Source organism: Salinibacterium sp. ZJ70 (assembly GCF_011751865.2).
Taxonomy (GTDB): domain Bacteria; phylum Actinomycetota; class Actinomycetes; order Actinomycetales; family Microbacteriaceae; genus Homoserinibacter.
In genome coordinates this window covers 2,602,321-2,622,317 of record NZ_CP061770.1, presented here as the reverse complement: position 1 = coordinate 2,622,317, position 19,997 = coordinate 2,602,321, and the positions used below count along the sequence as shown (strand labels likewise).

Below are 19,997 nucleotides of genomic sequence, written 5' to 3'. Positions count from 1 at the left end.
CACCCCTCATCTTCGGGCGGACAATCGTGGTGACGGCCCCTGAGGTACACGAGGGGCGCAGCGAAAGGAACGCACATGGCCACCAAGCCGATCACCGCCAAGAGCACCGTAGGAGCCTGGCTCAAGCACCCCGTCGGAGGCCCGCTCATCCGCCAGATGCTCGCCGCCGCGGGCGTCGACGCGAAGGTGCTCACCCCCGTGAAGCTCCTCCCGCTGCAGAACCTCGTCGCCATGAGCGGCGGCAAGATGGAGCAGTCCGTCGTCGACACCCTCGTCGCGACCGCCAACAGCGATGACCCCGCCGTCATCGAGGCCGCGCTCGCGGGCATTCCCGCCGCGACCGAGACCGAAGATGATGCGCCCGCCGCTGACGCATCCGACGACGACTTCGAGCCCGAGCCCTGGGAGGAGGTCACGACCCCCGGACGCTTCGCCGGCAAGACGATCATCGTGACGGGAGCGGCGTCCGGAATCGGCCGCGCCACCGCGAGCCGCATCGCGCGCGAAGGCGGCCGCGTCGTGGCCGTCGACATCTCGGCCGAGAAGCTCGACGCGCTGAAGGCCGACCTCGCACCCGCCGACGTCGTGACCGTCGCAGGCGACATCACGAAGCAGGAATCGGTCGACGCGATCGTCGCCGCCGCGGGCGACCGCATCGACGGCCTCGCGAACGTCGCCGGCATCAACGACGACTTCTCGCCCCTGCACGAGACCGAGGACGCCATGTGGGATCGCGTCATCAGCGTGAACCTCACCGGCACCTTCAAGCTCAGCCGCGCCGTCATCCCTGTGATGCTCGCCGCTCACGCGGGCTCGATCGTCAACGTCTCCTCGGAGGCGGGCCTGCGCGGCAACGCATCCGGCAACGCATACACGGTCTCCAAGCACGGCGTCATCGGCCTCACCCGCTCGGCTGCGTTCATGTACGGCCGCGAGGGCATCCGCGTGAACGCCGTCGCACCCGGCGGCGTCGCGACCGGCATCCCGTTCCCCCCGAACGTGTCGAAGTCGGGTTCGGCCAAGCTCAGCCCCTACCAGAACCAGATCCCGACGCTCGCGACGGCCGAGCAGCTCGCTGCGTCGATCACGTTCCTGCTGTCGGATGACGGCGTCAACATCAACGGCGCGGTGCTTGCGTCGGATGGCGGCTGGTCCGTCCAGTAAGAGGTTCGCAGGCGCTCGACCCGCTCGCCCTACGGGGTGATCAGCGTCTGCAGCAGTGCGCCGTAGCGGCGCACCAGTTCGGAGTGGTCGGCGGCGAGGAGCTCCTCGTCGCCGACCACCCACATGCTGTACAGCAGGCCGCCCACGAGTGCGGCCGCAAGTCGCGCGCGCAGCGCCGCATCCGGGCCCTCGAGCCGCGCGGCGAGCGGGGCGACGAACGCCGCCTCGTGCATCTCGCGCAGTCGCGGCGCCACCCCCTCCGAATCGCTGGCGCGCAGCAGCGCCAGGAACGTGCGTCGCACGTCGTCGCCCGAGGCGAGCACGTACGCGATGAAGGTCTCGCCGAGGGTCTCGAGAGGCGCCTGGGCGAGAGGCTGCTCTGCCGTCGCCACGCTCATGACCTCGAGGAACAGGGTCTCCTTCGATCCGAAGTGCCGGATGATGAGTGCGGGATCGCACCCCGCCTCTGCGGCGATGTCGCGTACGGTCGTCGCCGCATATCCCTTCTCGGGGAACAGCCGCTGGGCGGCGGCGCGGATGGCCTCTTTCGTCGGGGTGCGTGCGGGGGTCACGCCCGAGACTCTACGCGGAGGCGGCCTCGTCGGTGGCGACGCTCCCTCGCGGCGCGGCGAGCTCGGGTTGGATGCGGAACTGCCCGGTGGCGACGAGCACGATCGTCACGAGCGCGACCACGATGATGCCCGCGACGCCGACCGGACCCGCGAGGGCCATATCGAGGGACTGGTCGGCATGCGCGAGCAGCAGGATCATCCCCGCTGCGCCGTTGAGCGAAGCATGCCCGACCGCGGCCGGCCACACCGATCCGCTGCGCAGGCGCAGCCACCCGAAGAGCACACCCCAGGCGATGCACGCGAGGGTCATGAGCGCGACGCCCGAGAGGTCAGTGAGGCCGTAGTTGTAGCCCAGCAGGATGGCGGGAGAGTGCCAGAGGCCCCAGATCGCACCCGAGAGGACGAGCGCGGGCCAGGTGCCGAGGGGGCGCAGTGCGGGCAGCAGCCAGCCGCGCCAGCCGAGCTCCTCACCGAGCGCGGGCAGCAGGTTGAGGATGCTCCCGAGCGGCACGGTCAGCAGCTGCAGGGCGACGAGCACGCCGATCGGCAGGGGAGGCTCGCCCGCGCCGAGCGAGTCGAGCACGGCGGCGAACGCGCTGAAGTTCTCGAGATCCAGCCGCACCCACCCGAACGCCGCAGCGACCGCGATCGACGCGAGCACCAGGGCGATCGGGCCGAAGACGGCGGCGATCACGAGGCCGATGATCCGCTTCGCGGGTCGCAGCGGCCAGAGGCCCAGGTAGCGAGCGCGGGCGACGGCGGGCGCGCGGAAGGCGAAGGTCACGACGAGCGCGGCGATCGTGGGCGTGAGCATCATCCCCGTGAGCACGAGCGTGGCGAAGGGCGAGGCGAGGCCATCGCCGAGCCAGAGCGGCAGTGCGAGGAGCCAGGCGAGCGAGAACGCGATCACGACGAAGGCGATCACGGCGGTCCAGTTGGTGCGAGCTGCGGCCATATCAATAGTTATAGCCGAAATAGAACTTCCCGCGGAGTGTCCCGACTCTGTCTAGGCTGAACGCGCGGCGTTGATGCCGTGTCAACGACGGGTGGGGCGATGGCGACACAGGGAAGTGCGACCGGCGAACTCTCGGCGCGCTCGGGGGGGCCGGCGCGTGCGCTCTGGATGCTCGATCCGGGGGTCGTGCACCTCAACCACGGGTCCTACGGCGCGGCACCGCGTGCCACCGTCGATCATCGCGCGCGCCTGCTGGCCGAGGTCGAGTCCAATCCGCTCTCCTGGCACACAGGGCTCGTGCCGAGGCTCACCGTCGCCAAACGCCAGGTGGCCGAATTCGTGGGCGCCGATCCCGCGGAGCTCGCGTTCGCCGCTACGGCGAGCGCCGGCACGACGGCGGCGATCAGGGGCCTGCTGGATGGCGAGGTGGTCCTCACCGATCACGCCTACGGCGCACTCGCACAGCACGTGCACCGCGAGGCCTCTCGCGTCGGCGTGAGAGTCATCACTGCGCATATCCCGCTTGCCGCGAACGCTGCCGACGCGGCCCAAGCCGTCAACGACGCGATGACTCCCGCGACCCGCCTCGTCGTGCTCGACCAGGTCACGTCGGCGTCCGCGCGCCTCCTCCCCGTACAGGCGATCGCCGATGCCGCGCACGAGCGGGGCGCGCGGGTCGTCGTCGATGCTGCGCATGCGCCCGGCATGCTGGCGTCCCCCCTGATCGAGAGCGCGGATGCGTGGATCGGCAACCTGCACAAGTGGGCGTGCGGGGTGAGGGGTTCCGCGGTCGTGCGTCTCGCGCCCGACGTGGCGAATCGCGTGCGGCCGCCGATCGAATCGTGGGGCGGGGATCGGTTCCCCGAGTCGTTCGATGTGCAGGGCAGTGCCGATGCGACCGGCTGGATCGCGACGGCGGATGGCCTCGGGCTGCTCGAGGAGCTCGTGGGTTGGGACCGCATCCGCGAGTACCAACAGGCTCTTGTGGGGGTCGCACGGGACCACATCGCGCGCGCGTTCGCCGAGCTCACCGGTGAGGACCACACAGTCGACGTGGGGATGCCCGCCCCGGCGATGGCGCTCGTCGGGCTGCCTCGCGGTCTCGACCGCGCGGAGCGGGCGGGTGAGCTTCGGCAGCGGATCGCCGAGCAGCTCGGGTTCGAGACCCAGATCGCCGGATGGGGCGGGGTGGCGCGACTGCGGCTGTCGGCCCACGCGTACTCGACGCTCTCCGACTTCGAGGCCTTCGCCGAGCGAGCGGTGCCCGCCCTGGTCCGATGGGCCGCACGCGAGGGCGGGCGGTGATGCGCCGCGCCGTCGCCGGATCGTTGTTTGACGGTCTCGCCGAGCGGGACGTATAGTCATCGCACGAACAGTTGCGAAATCGATTGTTCACCGGAGGGGAAACCCTGCACATCACACCCGCCCGCAGTAGGGCATCTCAATGAGGAGATGGGAAGCACGTGTTCACACAACGCAAGTCCAAGGGCCTGAAGGTCGCCGCAGTCGCGGCGAGCGCGGCCATGATGATGTCACTCGCGGCCTGCGCCTCGGACGACAGCACGGGCGACGCTGACGCCCCGATCGAGCTGCGCATGGCGTGGTGGGGCGACGACAACCGTCATGCCGTCACGAACGCCGCGCTCGATCGCTTCGAGGATCTCAACCCCGGCATCACCGTCGTCCGCGACTTCAGCGGCTTCGACGGCTACCTCGACAAGATCACCACGCAGTACACCGGCGGCAACTCGCCCGACGTGTTCCAGTTCTACAACGAGGTCCTCGTCGAGTTCGCTTCGCGCGGTCAGCTCTCCGACCTGAGCGCCAGCGTCTCGCAGGACGGCTGGGACAAGGAGCTGCTGCAGGCCAGCACCATCGACGGCGAGCTCGCGGCCATGCCGTTCGGTCTCTCGACGCAGGGCTTCATCTTCGACACCACGTCGGTCGAGGCACTCGGCCTGACGGCGCCCTCGGGCGACTACAGCTGGGACGACCTCGCCGACTTCGCCGCGCAGGTGCGCACCGCCTCCGGCGGAGCGCTCGCCGGTGTCACGGACCTGTCGCACGGCTACCAGGTGTTCGAGGTCTGGGCCAAGCAGCAGGGCGAGGACTTCATGGACGCCGAGGGTCTCGCCTTCAGTGAGAAGACCCTCGCCGACTACTGGCAGTACTGGGCCGACCTCCGCGCGAGCGGCGGCGCCACGGCACCCGACATCACGTCCGAGTACCAGGGCACCCCGTACGACGCGGTCGTTGCGGGCGTCGCAGCGTCGACGTTCCTCTTCACCAACCAGTACGACGGCGTTCAGGGCCGCACGCCCAACGTCATCTCGCTCGAGCGCTTCCCCGGTGAGGGCGACTCGGCTGGCCAGTACATGCGCACCGCCATGAACCTGGTCATCTCGAAGCAGTCGAAGCACCAGGAGGCCGCCGCCAAGCTCGTCGACTTCCTGCTCAACGACGAAGAGGCCAACGGCATCCTCGGACTGAACCGCGGATTCCCGGCCAACGCCAACGTGATCGGCGCCGCGTCCGAGGGCGCGAACGAGAACGTGCAGCGCGCGATCGAGATCTTCGAGTCGGTCCGCGAGAACGGTGCTCCCGCGCCGGTTCCCGCCCCTGCTGGCGCCGGCACGGTGAACACCCTGTTCGCCGAGATCGCACAGCAGATCCAGTTCGGTCAGACCACCCCCGCCGAGGGCGCCAAGGCGTTCATGGCGCAGGCGGCTTCCGAGCTCGGCTGACACACCCACTCACACAGATAGACAGCTCATGACAACGCTCATCGATCCGACCGACGCCCCCGAGGCGTCGTCGGAGGAGCGCATGGGCGAGGCCCGTGCGCGGGGGTCGGAAGGCCCCCGCGCACGGAAAGCCACGTCCCTGCGCAGAGCGATCCTCGCTGAGAAGATCGCGCCCTACACGTTCCTGCTTCCGTGGCTGATCGGCTTCTTCGTCATCACCCTCGGGCCGATGCTGTTCTCGTTGTACCTCTCGTTCACGAAGTTCAGCATGCTCGCCCCCGCGGAATGGGTGGGGCTCGACAACTACATCAAGCTCTTCACGAACGACCCGAAGTACCTCGACTCGATCCGCGTCACGCTCGTGTACGTGCTCGTGTCGGTTCCGCTGCAGCTCGCCTTCGCGCTCGCGGTCGCCATGGTGCTCAACCGCGGCCTCCGCGGGCTCTCGCTCTACCGGTCGATCTACTATCTGCCGAGCCTCATCGGGGCGAGCGTCGCGATCGCGGTGCTGTGGCGGCAGATGTTCGGATCGAACGGCCTCATCAACCAGGTGCTCGATTTCTTCGGCATCGAGGGGATGAGCTGGATCGGCAACCCCGAGACAGCGCTTGGCACGCTCGTCGTGCTCAACGTGTGGACGTTCGGCTCGCCCATGGTGATCTTCCTCGCCGCTCTGCGTCAGGTGCCGCAGTACCTCTACGAGGCCGCAGCGGTCGACGGCATCGGCAGGTGGGGTGCGTTCCGGCACATCACGCTTCCGATGCTGAGCCCGATCGTGCTCTTCAACCTGATCCTGCAGATGATCGGCGCGTTCCAGGCGTTCACGCCCGCGTTCGTCGTCTCCGGCGGAACCGGCGGGCCGGTCAACTCGACTCTCTTCTACACGCTGTACCTCTACCAGCGTGGATTCACCGGATTCCAGATGGGCTACGCGAGTGCCATGGCCTGGGTCCTGTTCCTCGTCATCGCAGTGGTGACGGCCGCGAACTTCTGGTTCTCGAAGTACTGGGTGCACTATGACGACTGAGGCCAAGTTCGACCAGCGCACCGCCGCGATGACGGTCGGCACCAAGCAGAGCATCGCGCGCAGCTCGTTCAAGCACACGCTGCTGATCGCCTTCGGCCTCGTGATGCTCTACCCGCTGATCTGGATGCTGGGGGCATCCTTCAAGGACAGCGAGCACATCTTCTCGGAGGTGTCGCCCATCCCGAACCCCTTCATCCTCGACAACTATGTGCGCGGATGGGATGGCGCGGGCGTCGGGTTCGGCACCTTCATGATCAACTCGACGATCGTCGCGCTGCTCTCGGTCATCGGCAACCTCGTCGCCTGCACCCTCGCCGCCTACGCGTTCGCGCGGATGCAGTTCCGGGGCAAGACGTTCTTCTTCGCCTGCATGATGGCGATGCTGATGCTCCCGCACCACGTGCTGCTCATCCCGCAGTACATCCTGTTCGCGAACCTCGGCTGGGTGAACACGTTCCTGCCGCTCGTGATTCCCAAGTTCCTCGCCGTCGACGCGTTCTTCGTGTTCCTCATGGTGCAGTTCCTGCGCGGGATCCCGGTGGAGCTCGACCAGGCGGCGAAGATCGACGGCGCGGGCCCCTGGAAGACGTTCTTCTACGTCATCCTTCCGCTGCTGAAGCCCGCACTCGCGACCTCGGCGATCTTCACCTTCATCTGGACCTGGAACGACTTCCTGAGCCCGATGATCTACCTCCAGGACCCGCGCAACTACACGGTGCCGCTCGGCCTCAACGCGTTCCTCGACGCGAGCGGCGACAGCGCCTGGGGTGCCATGTTCGCCATGGCCGTCATCTCGCTCGGTCCGCTGTTCGGCTTCTTCCTCGTGGGGCAGAAGTATCTCGTCCAAGGCATTGCCACAACCGGTCTGAAAGGCTGAATCACCCCATGTCATCTCGAGCACGGATCGCCGTCATCGGCGCCGGCGGCATCGGTGCCGCAGCTCATCTGCCCGCCATCCAGGCGCTCGCCGACGAGGTGGAGCTCGTCGCGATCGTCGACCCCGACGAGGCGCGCCGCACCTCCGCGGGCGAGACGTTCGGATGCTCGGCGCTGTTCTCCGACGCGACGACGATGCTCGCCGAGGTGCAGCCCGACATCGCGGTCGTCGCGACGCCTCCGCACCTGCACGAGCCGCTCGCGATCGAGGCGATGCGCGCGGGGGCGTGGGTGTTCTGCGAGAAGCCGCTCACCGGGTCGCTGGCATCGGCGGACCGCATCGCGGCGGTCGAGGCGGAGACCGGCAGGTGGTGTGTGACGGTGTCGCAGTTCCGCTACTCCGGGGGCTCCCGTCAGGTGGAGGCCGACCTGCGCGCCGGACGCTGGGGGCGTCCGCTCGTGGGCATCGCGCACACCAACTGGTATCGCGGCCCTGAGTACTGGGATGCGCCGTGGCGCGGCAAGTTCGCGACCGAGTTCGGCGGATCCACGACGACGCAGGCGTATCACGCGGTCGACCTCATCCTGTGGCTCATGGGCGGTGACTGGTCGAGCGTCAGCGGCATCGCCGAGACGGTGTCGCGTCCGATCGACGTCGAGGATGCGAGCGTCGCGAGCGTGCGCTTCGAAAGCGGTGCGATCGCGAGTATCGTCTCGACGGTCGTGAGCCACGCCCCCGAGACGAAGCTGCAGATCATCGCCGAGAAGGCGAACGTCACGCTCGACACGCTGTACCTGCCGCTGCTCGAGGAGTGGTCGGTGAAGACCATCGCCGAGGGCGATCTGGCGCAGGTCGTCACCGACTGGGCCGCAGTTGAGCCGCCCATGCACGTCAACGCGCACCGCGCCCAGCTGGCGGACATCGTGGCGAGCTGGCGTGCGGGTGAGAAGCCGCAGCTGACCACCATGGAGTCGCGTGCGACCCTCGAGTTCCTCACGGCGCTCTACAAGTCGTCGGCGGAGGGTCGCGGCGTCGCCCGCGGTGACATCGTCGCGGGCGACGCCTTCTACGAGGCGCTCGACGCCGCCGGGCCCGCACGGGCGGAGGCGCGTCGTGGCTGACCTCGCGCTCACCGAGCACCCGCACGACGAGCGCGAGCTGCTGCTCGACGGTGCGCCTGTCGCGTACTTCGGTCTCGGCCACGGCATCGGGCCCATCGACACCCCGAAGCCGTTCATCCATCCACTCCGCACGCCGGCGGGCGTCACGGTGACAGGCTTCGCGCCCGAGGATCACACGTGGCACCACGGGCTGTCCTTCGCGTTCCCGCGGGTCGACGCCCACAACCTCTGGGGCGGCGGCACCTACTTCAGCCCCGAGGAGGGCTACCGGGTGGTCGAAGACCAGGGGCGCATCGACCACCGTGCGTGGACGTCGGAGTCGGCGGGTGGCTCGCGGGCTTCGCTCGCGGAGGACGTCCGCTGGGACGGCCATGAGGGCCAGCCGCTGCTCGACGAGCAGCGCACCTGGACCTTCTCGGCGGCCGAGGTCGGCGGGGAAGCGGCTCTGGTGATCGACTTCGCGACCACGCTCACGAGCGCCACCGGCGCGGATGTGGCCCTGCAGACTCCCGCCCAGCGCGGGCGCCCCGACGGCGGCTACGGCGGGCTGTGGCTGCGTCTCTCGGAGGACTTCCGCGCGGCCGTGATCGACGGCGATGGGGTCGACCTCACCGAGTCCGGCGGAGAGTCGCGCACCATGATCGTGCACGGCGTGACGGCTGACGGCGACGAGGTGACCCTCGGCCTCGCCTTCGGTGAGGAGCCGACGGCGGGTCACCGCCGCTGGCTGCACCGCTTCGAGCCCTTCTCGGCGATCGGCTGGGCGCACGCCTACATCGATGGCCTCACCGTGCCGGCCGACGGCGAGCTGCGCTTCGAGCACCGGCTCGTCGTCGCCGACGGGCACCTCGACACGGCTGCGGTGCGGGCCGCGTTGTAGCCGCGCGGGTCGACGCTCTGGCGGCGCTCATCCCTCATCGGGGTGGGCGCCGTCGGCGTATGCCGTTTCAGGGCGGATCGATCCGCAGGTCAGGCGGATGGAGCGGCCGTCGAGGCCCGCACGATCAGCTCGGGCGCCGGATCGGCGAGCACCCGGTCCTCGAGCGCACCGCCGTCGAGGTGGTCGAGCAGCATGTCGGCGGCGAGCGTGCCCGCCTCGACCATCGGCATGCGCACGGTGGTGAGAGCGGGAACCGTGTAGGACGCGATCCAGGCGTCGTGGATCGCGACGATCGACAGGTCGTCGGGGATGCGCACGCCGACGTCGGCCGCCGCATGCAGAGCGCCGACGGCGGCGTTGAGGCTCGCGACGACGACTGCGGTGGGTCGGTGGTCGAGCTGCAGGATGCGCTCCATCGCGGTCTGGCCGGCCGGGGCCTCCCAGCCTCCCTCCTGGATCCACTCGGGGTGCGCGGAGGCGTTGTCGGTGTAGGTGCGGAAGGCTTCGAGTCGCCGGGCGGCGGCGTCGTGGTGGGCGGCACCCGCGATGAAGCCGATGTCGGTGTGGCCGAGCGCGCGCAGATGCTCGACGGCGATGCGCACCGAGGCGGGGTCGTCGAGCACGAGCGAACCGGCACGTCCGGGCAGCCGAGAGTTGAAGAGTACGACGGGCACCGAGATGTCGATCGCCGCCGCGAGCGATGCATCGTCGTAGTTCTCGGCACGCTGCAGCACGACGCCGTCGACGCGGCCGTTGCCGATGAGCTTCGAGAGAGCGTCCCGGCCGAGGTCGGAGGCGTTCAGCTGACCGAGCAGCACGGCCGTCTTCCGTGACTGGCAGGCGTCCTGGATGCCCGCGTGGAGTCCGCCGAAGATGGCGTTGTTGACCTCGGGCACGATGAGCGCGATCGCGCCGGAGCGCGAGAGGCGCAGGGCGCGCGCACGATGGTCGGGCTGGTAGCCGAGCTCAGATGCCGCGGCGACGATGCGTGCGCGGGTCTCGGGGCTGATGCGGGCCTGCGAGTCATCGGTGAGGGCACGTGATGCGACGGAGACCGACACTCCCGCTCGTTCGGCGACGTCCTTGAGCCTCACCATGATGTCGAGGCCCCTCCCGTTCGGATCGCCGTTGACGACTGCGCGCACATCGGTGTTCGCGCATCCGAACATTCTGCCCTATCGCGGTCCGTGTCCAAGGGACGGATCGCGGTGCTCACGCCTCGCCCCGCCAGTCGACGCGCGCCGCGGGTGCCCAATCGCCGTCGAACGGCGATTCGAATCGGTGTCGTCCGTGCTGCACGTCGTAGGTGTCCCAGCTGTGGCGCTCGGCCTCGCCTGCGGTCGCGCGGGTGTGCACGACCGGCACGTGCACGCGCGCAGTGTGGCCGGGAGGCACCTCCACCTCCAGACGCAGCACGCCGTCGCGGATCCGCCACTCGACCGCGAGCATCCCCGCCGGGAGGGTGCGCTCGACGCGGCAGTGCGTGACGCCGCCGCCGGGGTGCGGGCGGATGACCGCGTGCGCGAACCCGGGCGAGGCGGGGTCGGGGCGCAGCCCGCCCATCCACTCGTACATCCACTCGCCGACCGAGCCGAAGGCGTAGTGGTTGAACGAGTTCATGGCGGGTGTCTGGAATCCCTGTTCAGGTGTCCAGCCGTCCCACCGCTCCCACACGGTCGTCGCCCCGGCCGCGAGCTGGGCGAGCCAGCCGGGATGTCCCTCACGCAGCAGCACCCGGTAGGCGCAGTCGAGCTGTCCGCTCACGGTGAGCGCCGGGAGCAGGTGGCGCAGGCCGTGGATGCCCGTGTCGAGTGCACCGCCGGCTGCGTCGATGAGAGACGCGAGGCGGGCTCCCGCGCGACCGAGATCGCCCTCGCTCAGCAGCCCGCACATGATCGCGAGCGCGTAGGCGGTCTGCGTCTCGTCATGGAGGAGCCCGTCGTCGCCCACGAAGCGACCCCGGAAGGCGGTGCGGATGCGATCGGCGAGGGCCTCCCATCGAGCGGGGTCCTCTCCTGTGAGGCGGGCGCTCGCCGCGAGGGCGTCCGCGCAGCGGGCACTGTAGGCGGTCGCGACGAGCGTCTTCGGGGTCGGCGGGCCGAGCGACACCCAGTCTCCGTAGTTGCGCTGCAGTGCGTGCTCGCGGATGCCGGAGGGGTTGTCGCGTTCGAGGGAGCTCATGAAGCGCTCCATCGACTCGCGGTGCTCCTCCAGCAGATCGATGCGTCCCGTGTAGAGCGCCGTCGTCCAGGGAACGAGGACGCCCGCGTCCGCCCACCCGGGGGAGCCGTCGACGTCGACCACGATCCGCGGGGCGACATCCGGATACGCGCCGTCCTCTGACTGCCCGTCGCGGATGTCGACGAGCCATTTGCCGATGAACTCCGCCACGTCGAACTGGGCGTTCGCGGTGCGCATGATGAGCTGCGCGTCGCCCATCCAGCCGAGGCGCTCGTCACGCTGCGGGCAGTCGGTGGGCACTGAGACGAGATTGCCGCGGATCGTCCAGGCGATGTTGCGCTCGAGCTGCTCGAGCCGCGGATCCGAGCACGCGAACGACCCCACCCGGTGCACATCCGAGCCGATGACGATCGCGCGGATGTCGTCGGGTTCGAGGGGGCCCGGGTGTCCCCGCAGCTCGGCGTAGCGGAAGCCGTGGAACGTGAAGGCAGGCTCGACATCACGGTCCGCGCCATCGGCGACGATGATGTCGTGTGCGCGCGCGGTGCGCAGGTTCTCGGTGTACAGCTCACCGTCCGAGAGCGCCTCGCCGTGCCGGATGTGGATGCGCGTTCCCGGCGGCACGCTGCGCAGCTGCAGGCGCACGCGGCCCACGAGGTTCTGGCCGAAGTCGACGAGGTGACGGCCGCCGGGCAGCGCATCGATGCGCACGGGCGGGAGTGACCCGGTGGCCCGGATGCTCGGGCCACGCTGAGGATCGAGCCGCACCCCGAGTGCCTCGTCGCACCACGCGGGCGCGAACTCCGCGAGGTGCGAGACGTCGGGCGCCGTCGACCAGCCGAGAGGCTCGGCGCTGAGGTCGGTCATCTGGCCCATGAGCAGGTCTGCGTAGCGGATGTGACCGGTGCCGATGAGCCACCCCTCGCCCGTGAGCACCGTCTGCGTGCGCTCGGCGGCGCGGCAGACGAGCGCTCCGCGGAACGACGGGGTGTCGCCATAGACTCCCGCCTGGTGGCGGCGATCCATGCCCAGGTAGCCGCTCCACCATCCGTCGGCGAGCTCGACAGCCCATACGTTCACCCCCGGCCGCAGGAGTGCCGCGACCTCATGGTGCTGCACATGGACGCGGTGTCGGTAGTCGGTCCACCCGGGTGCGAGCTCGTCGTCGCCGACGCGCACGCCGTTGAGGAACGCGCGGTAGACGCCGCGCGCGGTCGCGGCGAGCCAGGCCTCGTCGGGCACCACGTCGAGCGCGAACGTGGTGCGCAGCAGCCGACCCGGCGGCAGATCGCGGGCGATCCCCGGACGGTCGTCGAATATGGGCGGGAAGAACTCGGGCACCGCATGCGGATCCATGCCCACCCACGACGCACGCCGCAGCTGCGCGTCGAGCTCGGCGGCGGTCGCCGCATCTGGGGATGTCATCGGGTGGTCAGAGGCTGCTTCCGGCGCGCCGCATCGCCCGCTGCACCTCGGCGACATCGATGTCGCGGAGGGGCGTCTCCGTCTCGAGCGACAGCAGTGCTGCGCGAGCGGCCGCGTGGCCGTACTCGAAGCACTGCGCCGTGACGCGCGCGGAGGCGAGAGCCTCATGCTCGGCCCCCAGGCATCGGCCCGCGACGATCACATCGTCGAGGCGCGTCGGGATGAGACTGCCGTACGGCACCTCGTACCAGTCGTCGATGAGCCAGTGCAGCTTCGGGCGCTCGCCGTCGTGCAGCTCGATGGGCCACGGGGAGCGCACGATCGCATCCTCGCGCTTGCGGCACGAGACGACGTCGTCGTTGGTGAGGGGAACCTCCGCCACGATGCTGCGAGTCTGCCGGATGCCGACCTCGACCCCTGTGTCGACGACGAACGCGTCCGCGCATCCGGGAAGCGAACGGCGCAGGAAGGTCTCGTAGGCGCGCACCTGATGACGACCGCTGATCTCGGCGAACGTGAAGTCCTCAGGATCGATGACGTTGAGCACGCGCCCATCGGCACCCGCCAGCCGCGTGGCGTTGACGAGCAGCTCGCCGGGGCGCGTCGTGCGGAAGATCCACACCTTCTCGCGAGGAAGGTCGGCCCCGTCGGCGCGCGCAGCGCGGATCGCCTCGGTCACCCACGGCGGACAGATCGTGTCGTCACCGTAGGCGCTCCAGAAGGCGTCGGTGTCGACGCCGCCCAGCCGGAAGAACATCGTGGGGTTCTGGATGCGGCCACCGTCGCCGAAGAAGTAGTCGCCCCCCGCGCGCGCAACCACCGCCGCATCACCCGACGCGTCGATCGTGCGACGGGCGTGCACGGCGACGCGGCCCGCGTTCGATTCGAGGACCGCACCCCGCACGGCGTCGCCCTCCATGATGGCCGCGACGACCACGGTGTGGAACAGCACCCGCGCACCCGAGGAGGTGAGCAGCGCATCCGCGGTCTCTCGCCACATGAGCGGATCATGCGCAACCGTCCAGGTCTTCCCGTACAGCTGCGGCTCGGTGAGCCCGCCGCGCGACTCGAGTGCGGCCCGGAACCGCTCGGTGAACCCGGCGACGACCTGGGTGGGGCCGTCCGCGGGCTCCTCGGATGCGAGATACAGCCCGCAGATGGTTCCCGACATGCCCGCGACGGCTGCGCCTCCCGCGAAGCCGTAGCGCTCGACGGCGAGGACGCTGCGTCCCTCCTCGGCGGCGACGGTCGCGGCCGCGACGCCAGCGGCGCCGAGCCCGACGACGAGCACGTCGACGTCGGCGAGCACGGGCAGGCCGTGGTCGAGGCCGACGGTCGCGTCGAGCCGCCAGGTATCGAGATGCGGAGAGGTGTGTGCGGGCAGGGTCATGAGGCTCCTCAGGCTCCGGTGAACTGGGCGGGGCGCTTCTCGACGAATGCGCTGATGCCTTCGGCGCCGTCGTGCGAGGCGAAGAGCGCCATGAGCTCGGCGGTCTCCCGCTCGGCTCCCACGGTGGGCCACGTGTCGGCGACGGCGGCGGCGATCGCCCGCTTCGCTCCTGCGAGGGCGAGCGGGGCTCGCGTCAGCAGATCGTCAGCGGTCGCCTCGAGCGTCGGACGCAGCTCATCGGAGATCACGACGCGTGTCACGATGCCCCAAGCGGCAGCCGTCTCGGCGCTCACGACGGATGCCGTCAGCACGAGCTCGCGCGCCCGCCGCGGTCCGACGGCCTCGGTGAGGCGCTGCGTGCCGCCCCATCCGGGGACGAGTCCGAGGCGCGTCTCGGGCAGACCGAAGCGCGCCGTCTCGGCGGCGATGATGAGGTCGCAGGCGAGCGCGATCTCGAACCCACCGCCCAGGCATGGTCCGTCGACGGCTGCGACCGTGACCGCATCGAGGGTCTCGATGGCGCGGCACAGGTCGCGGGCCGCGCGCGTGAACGCCTCGAGTTCGTCGAGTCGGCCGTGCGGATCGGTGTAGGAGCGGATGTCGGCACCGGCGCAGAAGAATCCTCCCGCTCCGCTGATCGTCACGACGTCGGTTCGGGTCGCGCGCGCATCCTCGATCGCCGCCACGAGCGCATCGAGCATCGCCGGTGAGACCGCATTGCGGGCGGACGGCCGGTTGAGCTCGATCGAGAGCAGGTGCCCGCGGCGCGTGACGATGAGCTCGTCGGTGCTCATCAGCCCACGGCCCCCGAAGCGAACAGCGCGTCGGCCTCGGCGGCGTCGTAGCCGAGCGAGGTGAGCACCTCCCGCGTCGACTGCCCGAGCTCCGGCGGTGCCGTGCGGATGCCGGGGCGCTCGCCGCCGTACATCACGGGGTGTTTGAGCGTGCGGATGGTGCCCGCTGCGGGGTGCTCGTAGGCGTCGAAGCTGTCGTTGTGCAGCACCTGCGGGTCTGTCATGACGTCGTCGTAGCCGTTGACCGGGGCGAACCACATCCGGTGGGCGGCGAAGTGCTCCTCCCATTCGGCGGTCGTGCGGGTGCGCATGTGCTCGGCGACCTTCGCGTTCACGTCGTCGCGCACCTCGTACTTGCTGCTCGCGTCGACGCCTGCGAACCACGCGTCGTCGAAGACGCGCTCGAGCGCCTCGAGGCTCGTGAGCGAGATGCACAGGTAGCCGTCGGAGGTCTCGAAGACGCCGTACGGCGCCGTGTAGAAGGGCGACGACACTCCGCTCGGCGAGCGCTCGTGGTCGAATCCGTTGAGGGCGTACGTGAGCGGCTCGATCTGCAGGTCGAGCGCGGCATTGAGCAGGTTCGACTCGACGATCGTGCCGTGGCCTGTGCGCTCGCGGCCGTGCAGGGCCGCGAGGATGCCGAACGCGCCGAGCACGGCGGCGTGCTGGTCGACGACGCACGCGCCGACGGGCGTGGGAGCTGAACCGCCGCGTCCCGTCGCCATCGCGAGACCGGAGAGCGCCTGGATGAGCACATCCTGGCCCGGGCGGTCGCGGTACGGACCGTCGGTGCCGTAGCCCGAGAGCGACGCGTAGACGAGCCGAGGGTTGACCGCCGAGAGGCTCTCGTAGCCGAGGCCGAGTTTGTCCATCGTGCCCGGTCGGAAGCTCTCGATGAGCACGTCGGCGGTGCGCAGCAGATCGCGCACGACGCTGAGCCCGCCGGGGTTCTTGAGGTCGACGACGATGCTGCGCACGTTCCGGTTGCCGAGCGAGAAGAACGGCGAGACGCCCTCCACGAACTTGTCGGGTCCCGTCCAGCTGCGCTCGAACGCACCGCCCTGAGGCTCGACCTTGATGACATCCGCGCCGAGGTCGGCGAGCAGCTGGCTCGCCGAGGGCCCCTGCAGGAAGTGCGTGAAGCTGACCACCGTGATGCCGCTGAGCATGCCCGCCATCAGAAGATCCCGTCCCGCACCTGGAACTTGCTGGGCTTGCCGTAGAGCGGCATGTCGCGGTCCACCCAGTCCGCGACCCAGTCGATCATCCGCTCGAGCGGCACCACGGGGTTGCCGAGCTCGGCAGCCGCACGGTCGCAGTTCACGTAGAGCGCCAGGTCGGTCTCCTCGCCGACGAACACCGGCTCTACGCCGAAGCGCGCCCCGAACGACTCGGCGACGCGGCGCACCGAGACGTTCTCGGGTCCGCCGATGTTGATCGGGGACGCGGGGGTCTCGACGCGTGTGAGCAGACGGGCGAAGTGGTTGATCGAGTCGCCCTGCCACTGCACGTTGACGTTGCCGGTGGCGAGCGGGATCGGCGTGCCGTTCTTCACCCACGAGGCGATCTCCTGGAGCACGCCGTAGCGCATGTCGATCGCGTACACGAAGCGCACGATGCGACCCGGGTTGCCGTGGATGCGCGAGAAGTACTGGAAGGTGCGCTCGCGTCCGACGACCGAGTTGGCGTACTCGCCGGTGCGCGCGAGAGGCGGCATGTCCTCGGTGACGCCACCGCGGCGCGGGTCGCTCCACGGGTAGACGTGGATGGTCGAGAGCGCCACGATTCGCGAGTCGCGGAACGCGTCGCCGACATACGACGGCACGAGGGTGTTCATGGCCCAGAGGAAGTCCTCGCGACCGCGGTAGTCGAACTTGAGGCCCGCCATGTAGATGACGTTGGGGAGCTTGGGGAGCGCGTCGACCTCGTCGCGGTTGAGCAGGTCCGCCTGGATCGCCTCGACGCCCGCTTCTTCGAGCTTCTCGCGGGTGCCTTCCTCGCTGAAGCGTGCGACGCCCACGACGCGCTTGTGGGGCGCTGCGCGCTTGATGAGGCGCGCGAGGCCGATGCCCATCTTTCCCGCGACGCCGAGGATGATCACGTCGCCGTCGAGCTCGGAGAGCTCGCGCACGGTGTCCGCCGTGGGGCGCGACATGAACTCGTCGAGCTCTTCGACCGTCGCGAAGCGCTCCGGAAGGCTGTCGAAGGTCAGCAGTTCGGTGTGTGTCATGGTTCCTGTTTCGATCGTGTGGGTGGTCAGGCGAGCCAGCGCTCGAGTCCGGCGGCGACGAATTCGTCGTCGTTGAGTTCGGGGTAGTCGCGATACGCGCGGTCGATGAGGTCGAGCTGGCCGGGCGAGAGCTGCTCGTTCGGGTCGAGGCACCAGGTGCCGGCGAAGAGCCCTTGGCGACGCAGCACCTCGTGGCATCCGGGGATGCATCCGGCGAAGTCGTTGCGTGCGTCGTAGACAGCGGCGTTCGCGTCGGTGACGGCGGTGTCGAGCGCGAGCAGATCGGCGGGGATGTCGGCGCCGTCGGGGAGGGCGCGCAGGCGTTCGAACTGCTCGACGGCGCGCTTGGTCCAGACGCTCCAGTGCCCGAGGAGCCCGCCGCGCACGCGCACGGTGACGGTCTCGCCGTCGCGGGGGACCGCGAAGGGCTGCAGGAGGTCGGCGACGATGTGGTCGTCGTTGCCCGTGTAGAGGGTGATGCGCTCCTCGGCGCGGGCGTCGACGACGCCGCGCACGATGTCGATCGTCCGGTAGCGGTTGAAGGGGGCCATCTTGATGCCGACGACCTGCGGGATGCTCGCGAACTCGGCCCAGAAATCGCGGCTCAGGTGGAAGCCGCCCACTTCGGGCAGCAGCGCGAATCCGACGATCGGCATGATCTCGGCGATCTCGCGCACGTGGGCGAGGGTCTCGGCTTCGGGGCGCTCTCTCCACGCAGCGACGTTGAGGAGCGCCGCCGTGTAGCCGAGACCCGCGGCGGCCTGGGCCTCGGCGGCGGCCTGGCGGGTGTCGCCCGTGACGCCTGCGACGAGCGCGATGGGTCGGTCGGTCCAGTCGTGTGCGGTCTCGGCGGCAAGGCTCAGCACGTCGCCGTAGAGGCCGGCCGCGCGGATCGCGAACTGGGTGGTGTGCACGCCGACCGCGAGTCCGCCCACTCCCGCGTCGAGGTAGTAGCGGGTGAGGGCGCGCTGGCGGCGTTCATCGATCCGCAGGTCCTCGGTGAGCGAGAGCACATGCGCGGGGATCACGGTTCCGCTTCGGAACACCCCGAGCGGGGTGTCGGGAAGGGGAGGAGTCGTCATTGACAGGCCTTTCGTTGGTGACAGCAAAGCACTTCCCGCCCCGATGCGCAACCGATTGTTCATCAATGATGGCGCGGCTTCGGGCGGGCAGGCCATCGCGTTCAGGCGAGCGCGGCGGCGCTCGCGGGAGTGAGGGGCTCCAGATTGATCAGAACGGGCTCGGGCGCCAGGCCGAACGGAGCCGCGAGCGCCGAGTCCAGCGAGAGCCGGCCCTTGGTGATCCGCAGCCGTGCGACGCCCGCGGAATCCTCGAACAGATCCGGATGAGCTGCCACCGCGCGCGCCGGAAGCTCCCGGTCGAACGGCGCGAACCGGGCGAAGTAGTGGTGACCATTGCGCTCGATATGAGTGAGCCCCATCGCCGACGCGACCACGAGATCCTGCGGCACCGTGAGAGGCGGAATCGTGCTGAGGTCCTCCGCCGTCAGCACCGTCGGCCGACCGGGGGTCGCACGATGCCGGATGAGAGCGGCGTTCGCAAGACCGCGGAACACGCCCTTGCATCCCTTGTAGGTGCCGCCTGCATAGCCGAGGTCCATCGCCTCGCGGACCGTCGCGAAGCCGTCGTCTGACTCGTCGATGATGACGGGCGCGAGCGATCCGACCTCGGCGAGTGCCGTCCGTGCCTCCTCACCGAGCGCCACCGAGCGGTACATCGGCTGCTCCACGGCGTCGAGTCGCGCCCGCAGGACGTCGCCCACCGAGCTCGCGAAGAGACCGCGCATCCAGCCCGCCATGTGATCGGCGGTGCGCATCGTCTCGTTGCCGTCGATCGTGAAACGCGCATCCGCGAGCCCCGCGCGCTGGCACACCTCGACCAGCTGCGCGATCCGCGCGACATCCGCGTCCACATCGCCCTGCGTCTTGAGTTTGAACCGCGAGACGCCGTACCGGCGGATCGCCGACTCGACGCTCACCGGAAGGCCATCGCCCGGGTCGTCGGACACCTCGGCATCGACGAGGGGATCCGCGAGCCCCACCGTGTGACGCACCGCGATCGAACGCCCGCGACCTGCGCGGAACGGGCCGGCGCTCGCGAGCTCGGGATGCACCTCCGCGGCGTCGAACCCGAGCAGACCGGAATCCAGTGCGTCGGCGAACGGGGTCGCCGCGAGACGACACACCGCGTCGATGACCGCCCGCTCGACGAGCGCGACGCCGAGGCCCGCCACAAGGCCCGAGACGCCCGCCTCGGCCGCCCACGCCATCTGACGCGCATCGAGGTCGCGCGCCAGACCGAAGGCATGCGGCGCTCGCAGTCCGCCGGTCGCGTCGGTCGCAGCGAGGATCGCGCTGGCCAGCGTCGACACCTCATCGGCGAACGGCAGCTCGGCGTCCTTGATGAACCACTTGGGAGGCAGGTGCTCGCTCGCGAACCCCGCCGCCGATCCCGCATCCGACTCGATGCGCACACGCAGGACGACGTGCGGGGCGTTCACCATCTCCGCGATCCCGTAGCGGAACGGGATGCGGGTCGCGACCGGCACGACGAAAGCGTCCGCCTCGACGATTCTCAGCACGGGATCTCCTTCCGCACGCTCTTCGAGCGTAGATG

General features: G+C 69.7%; 17 protein-coding genes. 7 read left to right on the top strand and 10 right to left on the bottom strand.

Translation table 11 applies throughout. The annotated features are described in order from the left end of the window. The first annotated feature begins 75 nt into the window (after window positions 1-75). Window positions 76-1,164 (top strand): SDR family NAD(P)-dependent oxidoreductase, encoded by a 1,089-nt coding sequence (locus HCR12_RS12450; protein ID WP_166866877.1) that lies wholly within the window; start codon window positions 76-78, stop codon window positions 1,162-1,164. Window positions 1,165-1,193: 29 nt separating this feature from the next. Here HCR12_RS12450 and HCR12_RS12445 read toward each other — a convergent pair whose 3' ends face one another. Both HCR12_RS12445 and HCR12_RS12440 read right to left on the bottom strand, forming a co-directional pair. Continuing rightward, window positions 1,194-1,736 (bottom strand): TetR/AcrR family transcriptional regulator, encoded by a 543-nt coding sequence (locus tag HCR12_RS12445; protein ID WP_166866875.1) that lies wholly within the window; start codon window positions 1,734-1,736, stop codon window positions 1,194-1,196. Window positions 1,737-1,746: 10 nt separating this feature from the next. Further along, window positions 1,747-2,691, bottom strand: coding sequence for a CPBP family intramembrane glutamic endopeptidase (locus HCR12_RS12440; RefSeq protein WP_166866873.1), 945 nt, complete (start codon window positions 2,689-2,691; stop codon window positions 1,747-1,749). Window positions 2,692-2,790: 99 nt separating this feature from the next. Between HCR12_RS12440 and HCR12_RS12435 the strand changes: the two genes are divergently transcribed. The 6 genes from HCR12_RS12435 to HCR12_RS12410 all read left to right on the top strand — a co-directional run bounded on the left by HCR12_RS12435 (window position 2,791) and on the right by HCR12_RS12410 (window position 9,340). Further along, on the top strand, window positions 2,791-3,996 hold the full coding sequence (locus HCR12_RS12435; protein WP_166866871.1) for an aminotransferase class V-fold PLP-dependent enzyme: 1,206 nt from the start codon (window positions 2,791-2,793) through the stop codon (window positions 3,994-3,996). A gap of 158 nt (window positions 3,997-4,154) precedes the next feature. Continuing rightward, a complete protein-coding gene (locus tag HCR12_RS12430; RefSeq protein ID WP_166866869.1) occupies window positions 4,155-5,435 on the top strand; it encodes an ABC transporter substrate-binding protein in 1,281 nt (426 codons plus the stop codon). Between the two features lie 82 nt (window positions 5,436-5,517). Then, window positions 5,518-6,462 (top strand): carbohydrate ABC transporter permease, encoded by a 945-nt coding sequence (locus tag HCR12_RS12425; protein ID WP_166867466.1) that lies wholly within the window; start codon window positions 5,518-5,520, stop codon window positions 6,460-6,462. Continuing rightward, window positions 6,452-7,339 carry a carbohydrate ABC transporter permease gene (locus HCR12_RS12420; protein ID WP_224763505.1) on the top strand — a complete coding sequence of 296 codons (888 nt, stop codon included), beginning with the start codon at window positions 6,452-6,454 and terminating at the stop codon, window positions 7,337-7,339. The genes HCR12_RS12425 and HCR12_RS12420 overlap by 11 nt, the downstream gene beginning before the upstream one ends. 8 nt (window positions 7,340-7,347) lie before the next feature. Next, window positions 7,348-8,460, top strand: coding sequence for a Gfo/Idh/MocA family protein (locus HCR12_RS12415; protein WP_166866867.1), 1,113 nt, complete (start codon window positions 7,348-7,350; stop codon window positions 8,458-8,460). Beyond that, a complete protein-coding gene (locus HCR12_RS12410; protein WP_166866865.1) occupies window positions 8,453-9,340 on the top strand; it encodes a DUF6807 family protein in 888 nt (295 codons plus the stop codon). Before HCR12_RS12415 ends, HCR12_RS12410 begins: the two co-directional genes overlap by 8 nt. A gap of 89 nt (window positions 9,341-9,429) precedes the next feature. Here the strand turns inward: HCR12_RS12410 and HCR12_RS12405 are convergent, their stop codons facing one another. The 8 genes from HCR12_RS12405 to HCR12_RS12370 all read right to left on the bottom strand — a co-directional run bounded on the left by HCR12_RS12405 (window position 9,430) and on the right by HCR12_RS12370 (window position 19,962). After that, complete coding sequence (locus tag HCR12_RS12405) at window positions 9,430-10,485, bottom strand: LacI family DNA-binding transcriptional regulator (protein WP_224763503.1); 1,056 nt, start codon at window positions 10,483-10,485, stop codon at window positions 9,430-9,432. A 67-nt stretch (window positions 10,486-10,552) separates the two neighbouring features. Continuing rightward, window positions 10,553-12,946, bottom strand: coding sequence for an alpha-L-rhamnosidase (locus HCR12_RS12400; protein ID WP_166866863.1), 2,394 nt, complete (start codon window positions 12,944-12,946; stop codon window positions 10,553-10,555). A 7-nt stretch (window positions 12,947-12,953) separates the two neighbouring features. Continuing rightward, a complete protein-coding gene (locus HCR12_RS12395; RefSeq protein ID WP_166866861.1) occupies window positions 12,954-14,336 on the bottom strand; it encodes an FAD-dependent oxidoreductase in 1,383 nt (460 codons plus the stop codon). An 8-nt stretch (window positions 14,337-14,344) separates the two neighbouring features. Continuing rightward, on the bottom strand, window positions 14,345-15,130 hold the full coding sequence (locus tag HCR12_RS12390) for an enoyl-CoA hydratase/isomerase family protein (protein WP_166866858.1): 786 nt from the start codon (window positions 15,128-15,130) through the stop codon (window positions 14,345-14,347). Beyond that, window positions 15,130-16,308: a CaiB/BaiF CoA transferase family protein gene (locus tag HCR12_RS12385; RefSeq protein WP_224763501.1), complete on the bottom strand. Its 1,179-nt coding sequence runs from the start codon at window positions 16,306-16,308 to the stop codon at window positions 15,130-15,132. The genes HCR12_RS12390 and HCR12_RS12385 overlap by 1 nt, the downstream gene beginning before the upstream one ends. Next, window positions 16,308-17,360, bottom strand: a complete 1,053-nt coding sequence (locus HCR12_RS12380; protein ID WP_166866856.1) for an NAD-dependent epimerase/dehydratase family protein — start codon at window positions 17,358-17,360, stop codon at window positions 16,308-16,310. The genes HCR12_RS12385 and HCR12_RS12380 overlap by 1 nt, the downstream gene beginning before the upstream one ends. Before the next feature lie 26 nt (window positions 17,361-17,386). After that, window positions 17,387-18,442 carry a dihydrodipicolinate synthase family protein gene (locus HCR12_RS12375; protein WP_166866854.1) on the bottom strand — a complete coding sequence of 352 codons (1,056 nt, stop codon included), beginning with the start codon at window positions 18,440-18,442 and terminating at the stop codon, window positions 17,387-17,389. Window positions 18,443-18,543: 101 nt separating this feature from the next. Further along, window positions 18,544-19,962 (bottom strand): enolase-like domain-containing protein, encoded by a 1,419-nt coding sequence (locus HCR12_RS12370; RefSeq protein WP_166866852.1) that lies wholly within the window; start codon window positions 19,960-19,962, stop codon window positions 18,544-18,546. Window positions 19,963-19,997: the final 35 nt, after the last annotated feature.

Excerpts from the sequence above, each read along its gene's own strand:
- HCR12_RS12420 (WP_224763505.1), top strand. The coding sequence starts at position 6,452 with ATGACGACTGAGGCCAAGTTCGACCAGCGCACCGCCGCGATGACGGTC.
- HCR12_RS12395 (WP_166866861.1), bottom strand. The coding sequence starts at position 14,336 with ATGACCCTGCCCGCACACACCTCTCCGCATCTCGATACCTGGCGGCTC.
- HCR12_RS12390 (WP_166866858.1), bottom strand. The coding sequence starts at position 15,130 with ATGAGCACCGACGAGCTCATCGTCACGCGCCGCGGGCACCTGCTCTCG.
- HCR12_RS12425 (WP_166867466.1), top strand. The coding sequence starts at position 5,518 with ATGGGCGAGGCCCGTGCGCGGGGGTCGGAAGGCCCCCGCGCACGGAAA.
- HCR12_RS12385 (WP_224763501.1), bottom strand. The coding sequence starts at position 16,308 with ATGGCGGGCATGCTCAGCGGCATCACGGTGGTCAGCTTCACGCACTTC.
- HCR12_RS12375 (WP_166866854.1), bottom strand. The coding sequence starts at position 18,442 with ATGACGACTCCTCCCCTTCCCGACACCCCGCTCGGGGTGTTCCGAAGC.
- HCR12_RS12450 (WP_166866877.1), top strand. The coding sequence starts at position 76 with ATGGCCACCAAGCCGATCACCGCCAAGAGCACCGTAGGAGCCTGGCTC.
- HCR12_RS12380 (WP_166866856.1), bottom strand. The coding sequence starts at position 17,360 with ATGACACACACCGAACTGCTGACCTTCGACAGCCTTCCGGAGCGCTTC.
- HCR12_RS12415 (WP_166866867.1), top strand. The coding sequence starts at position 7,348 with ATGTCATCTCGAGCACGGATCGCCGTCATCGGCGCCGGCGGCATCGGT.
- HCR12_RS12440 (WP_166866873.1), bottom strand. The coding sequence starts at position 2,691 with ATGGCCGCAGCTCGCACCAACTGGACCGCCGTGATCGCCTTCGTCGTG.
- HCR12_RS12400 (WP_166866863.1), bottom strand. The coding sequence starts at position 12,946 with ATGACATCCCCAGATGCGGCGACCGCCGCCGAGCTCGACGCGCAGCTG.
- HCR12_RS12435 (WP_166866871.1), top strand. The coding sequence starts at position 2,791 with ATGGCGACACAGGGAAGTGCGACCGGCGAACTCTCGGCGCGCTCGGGG.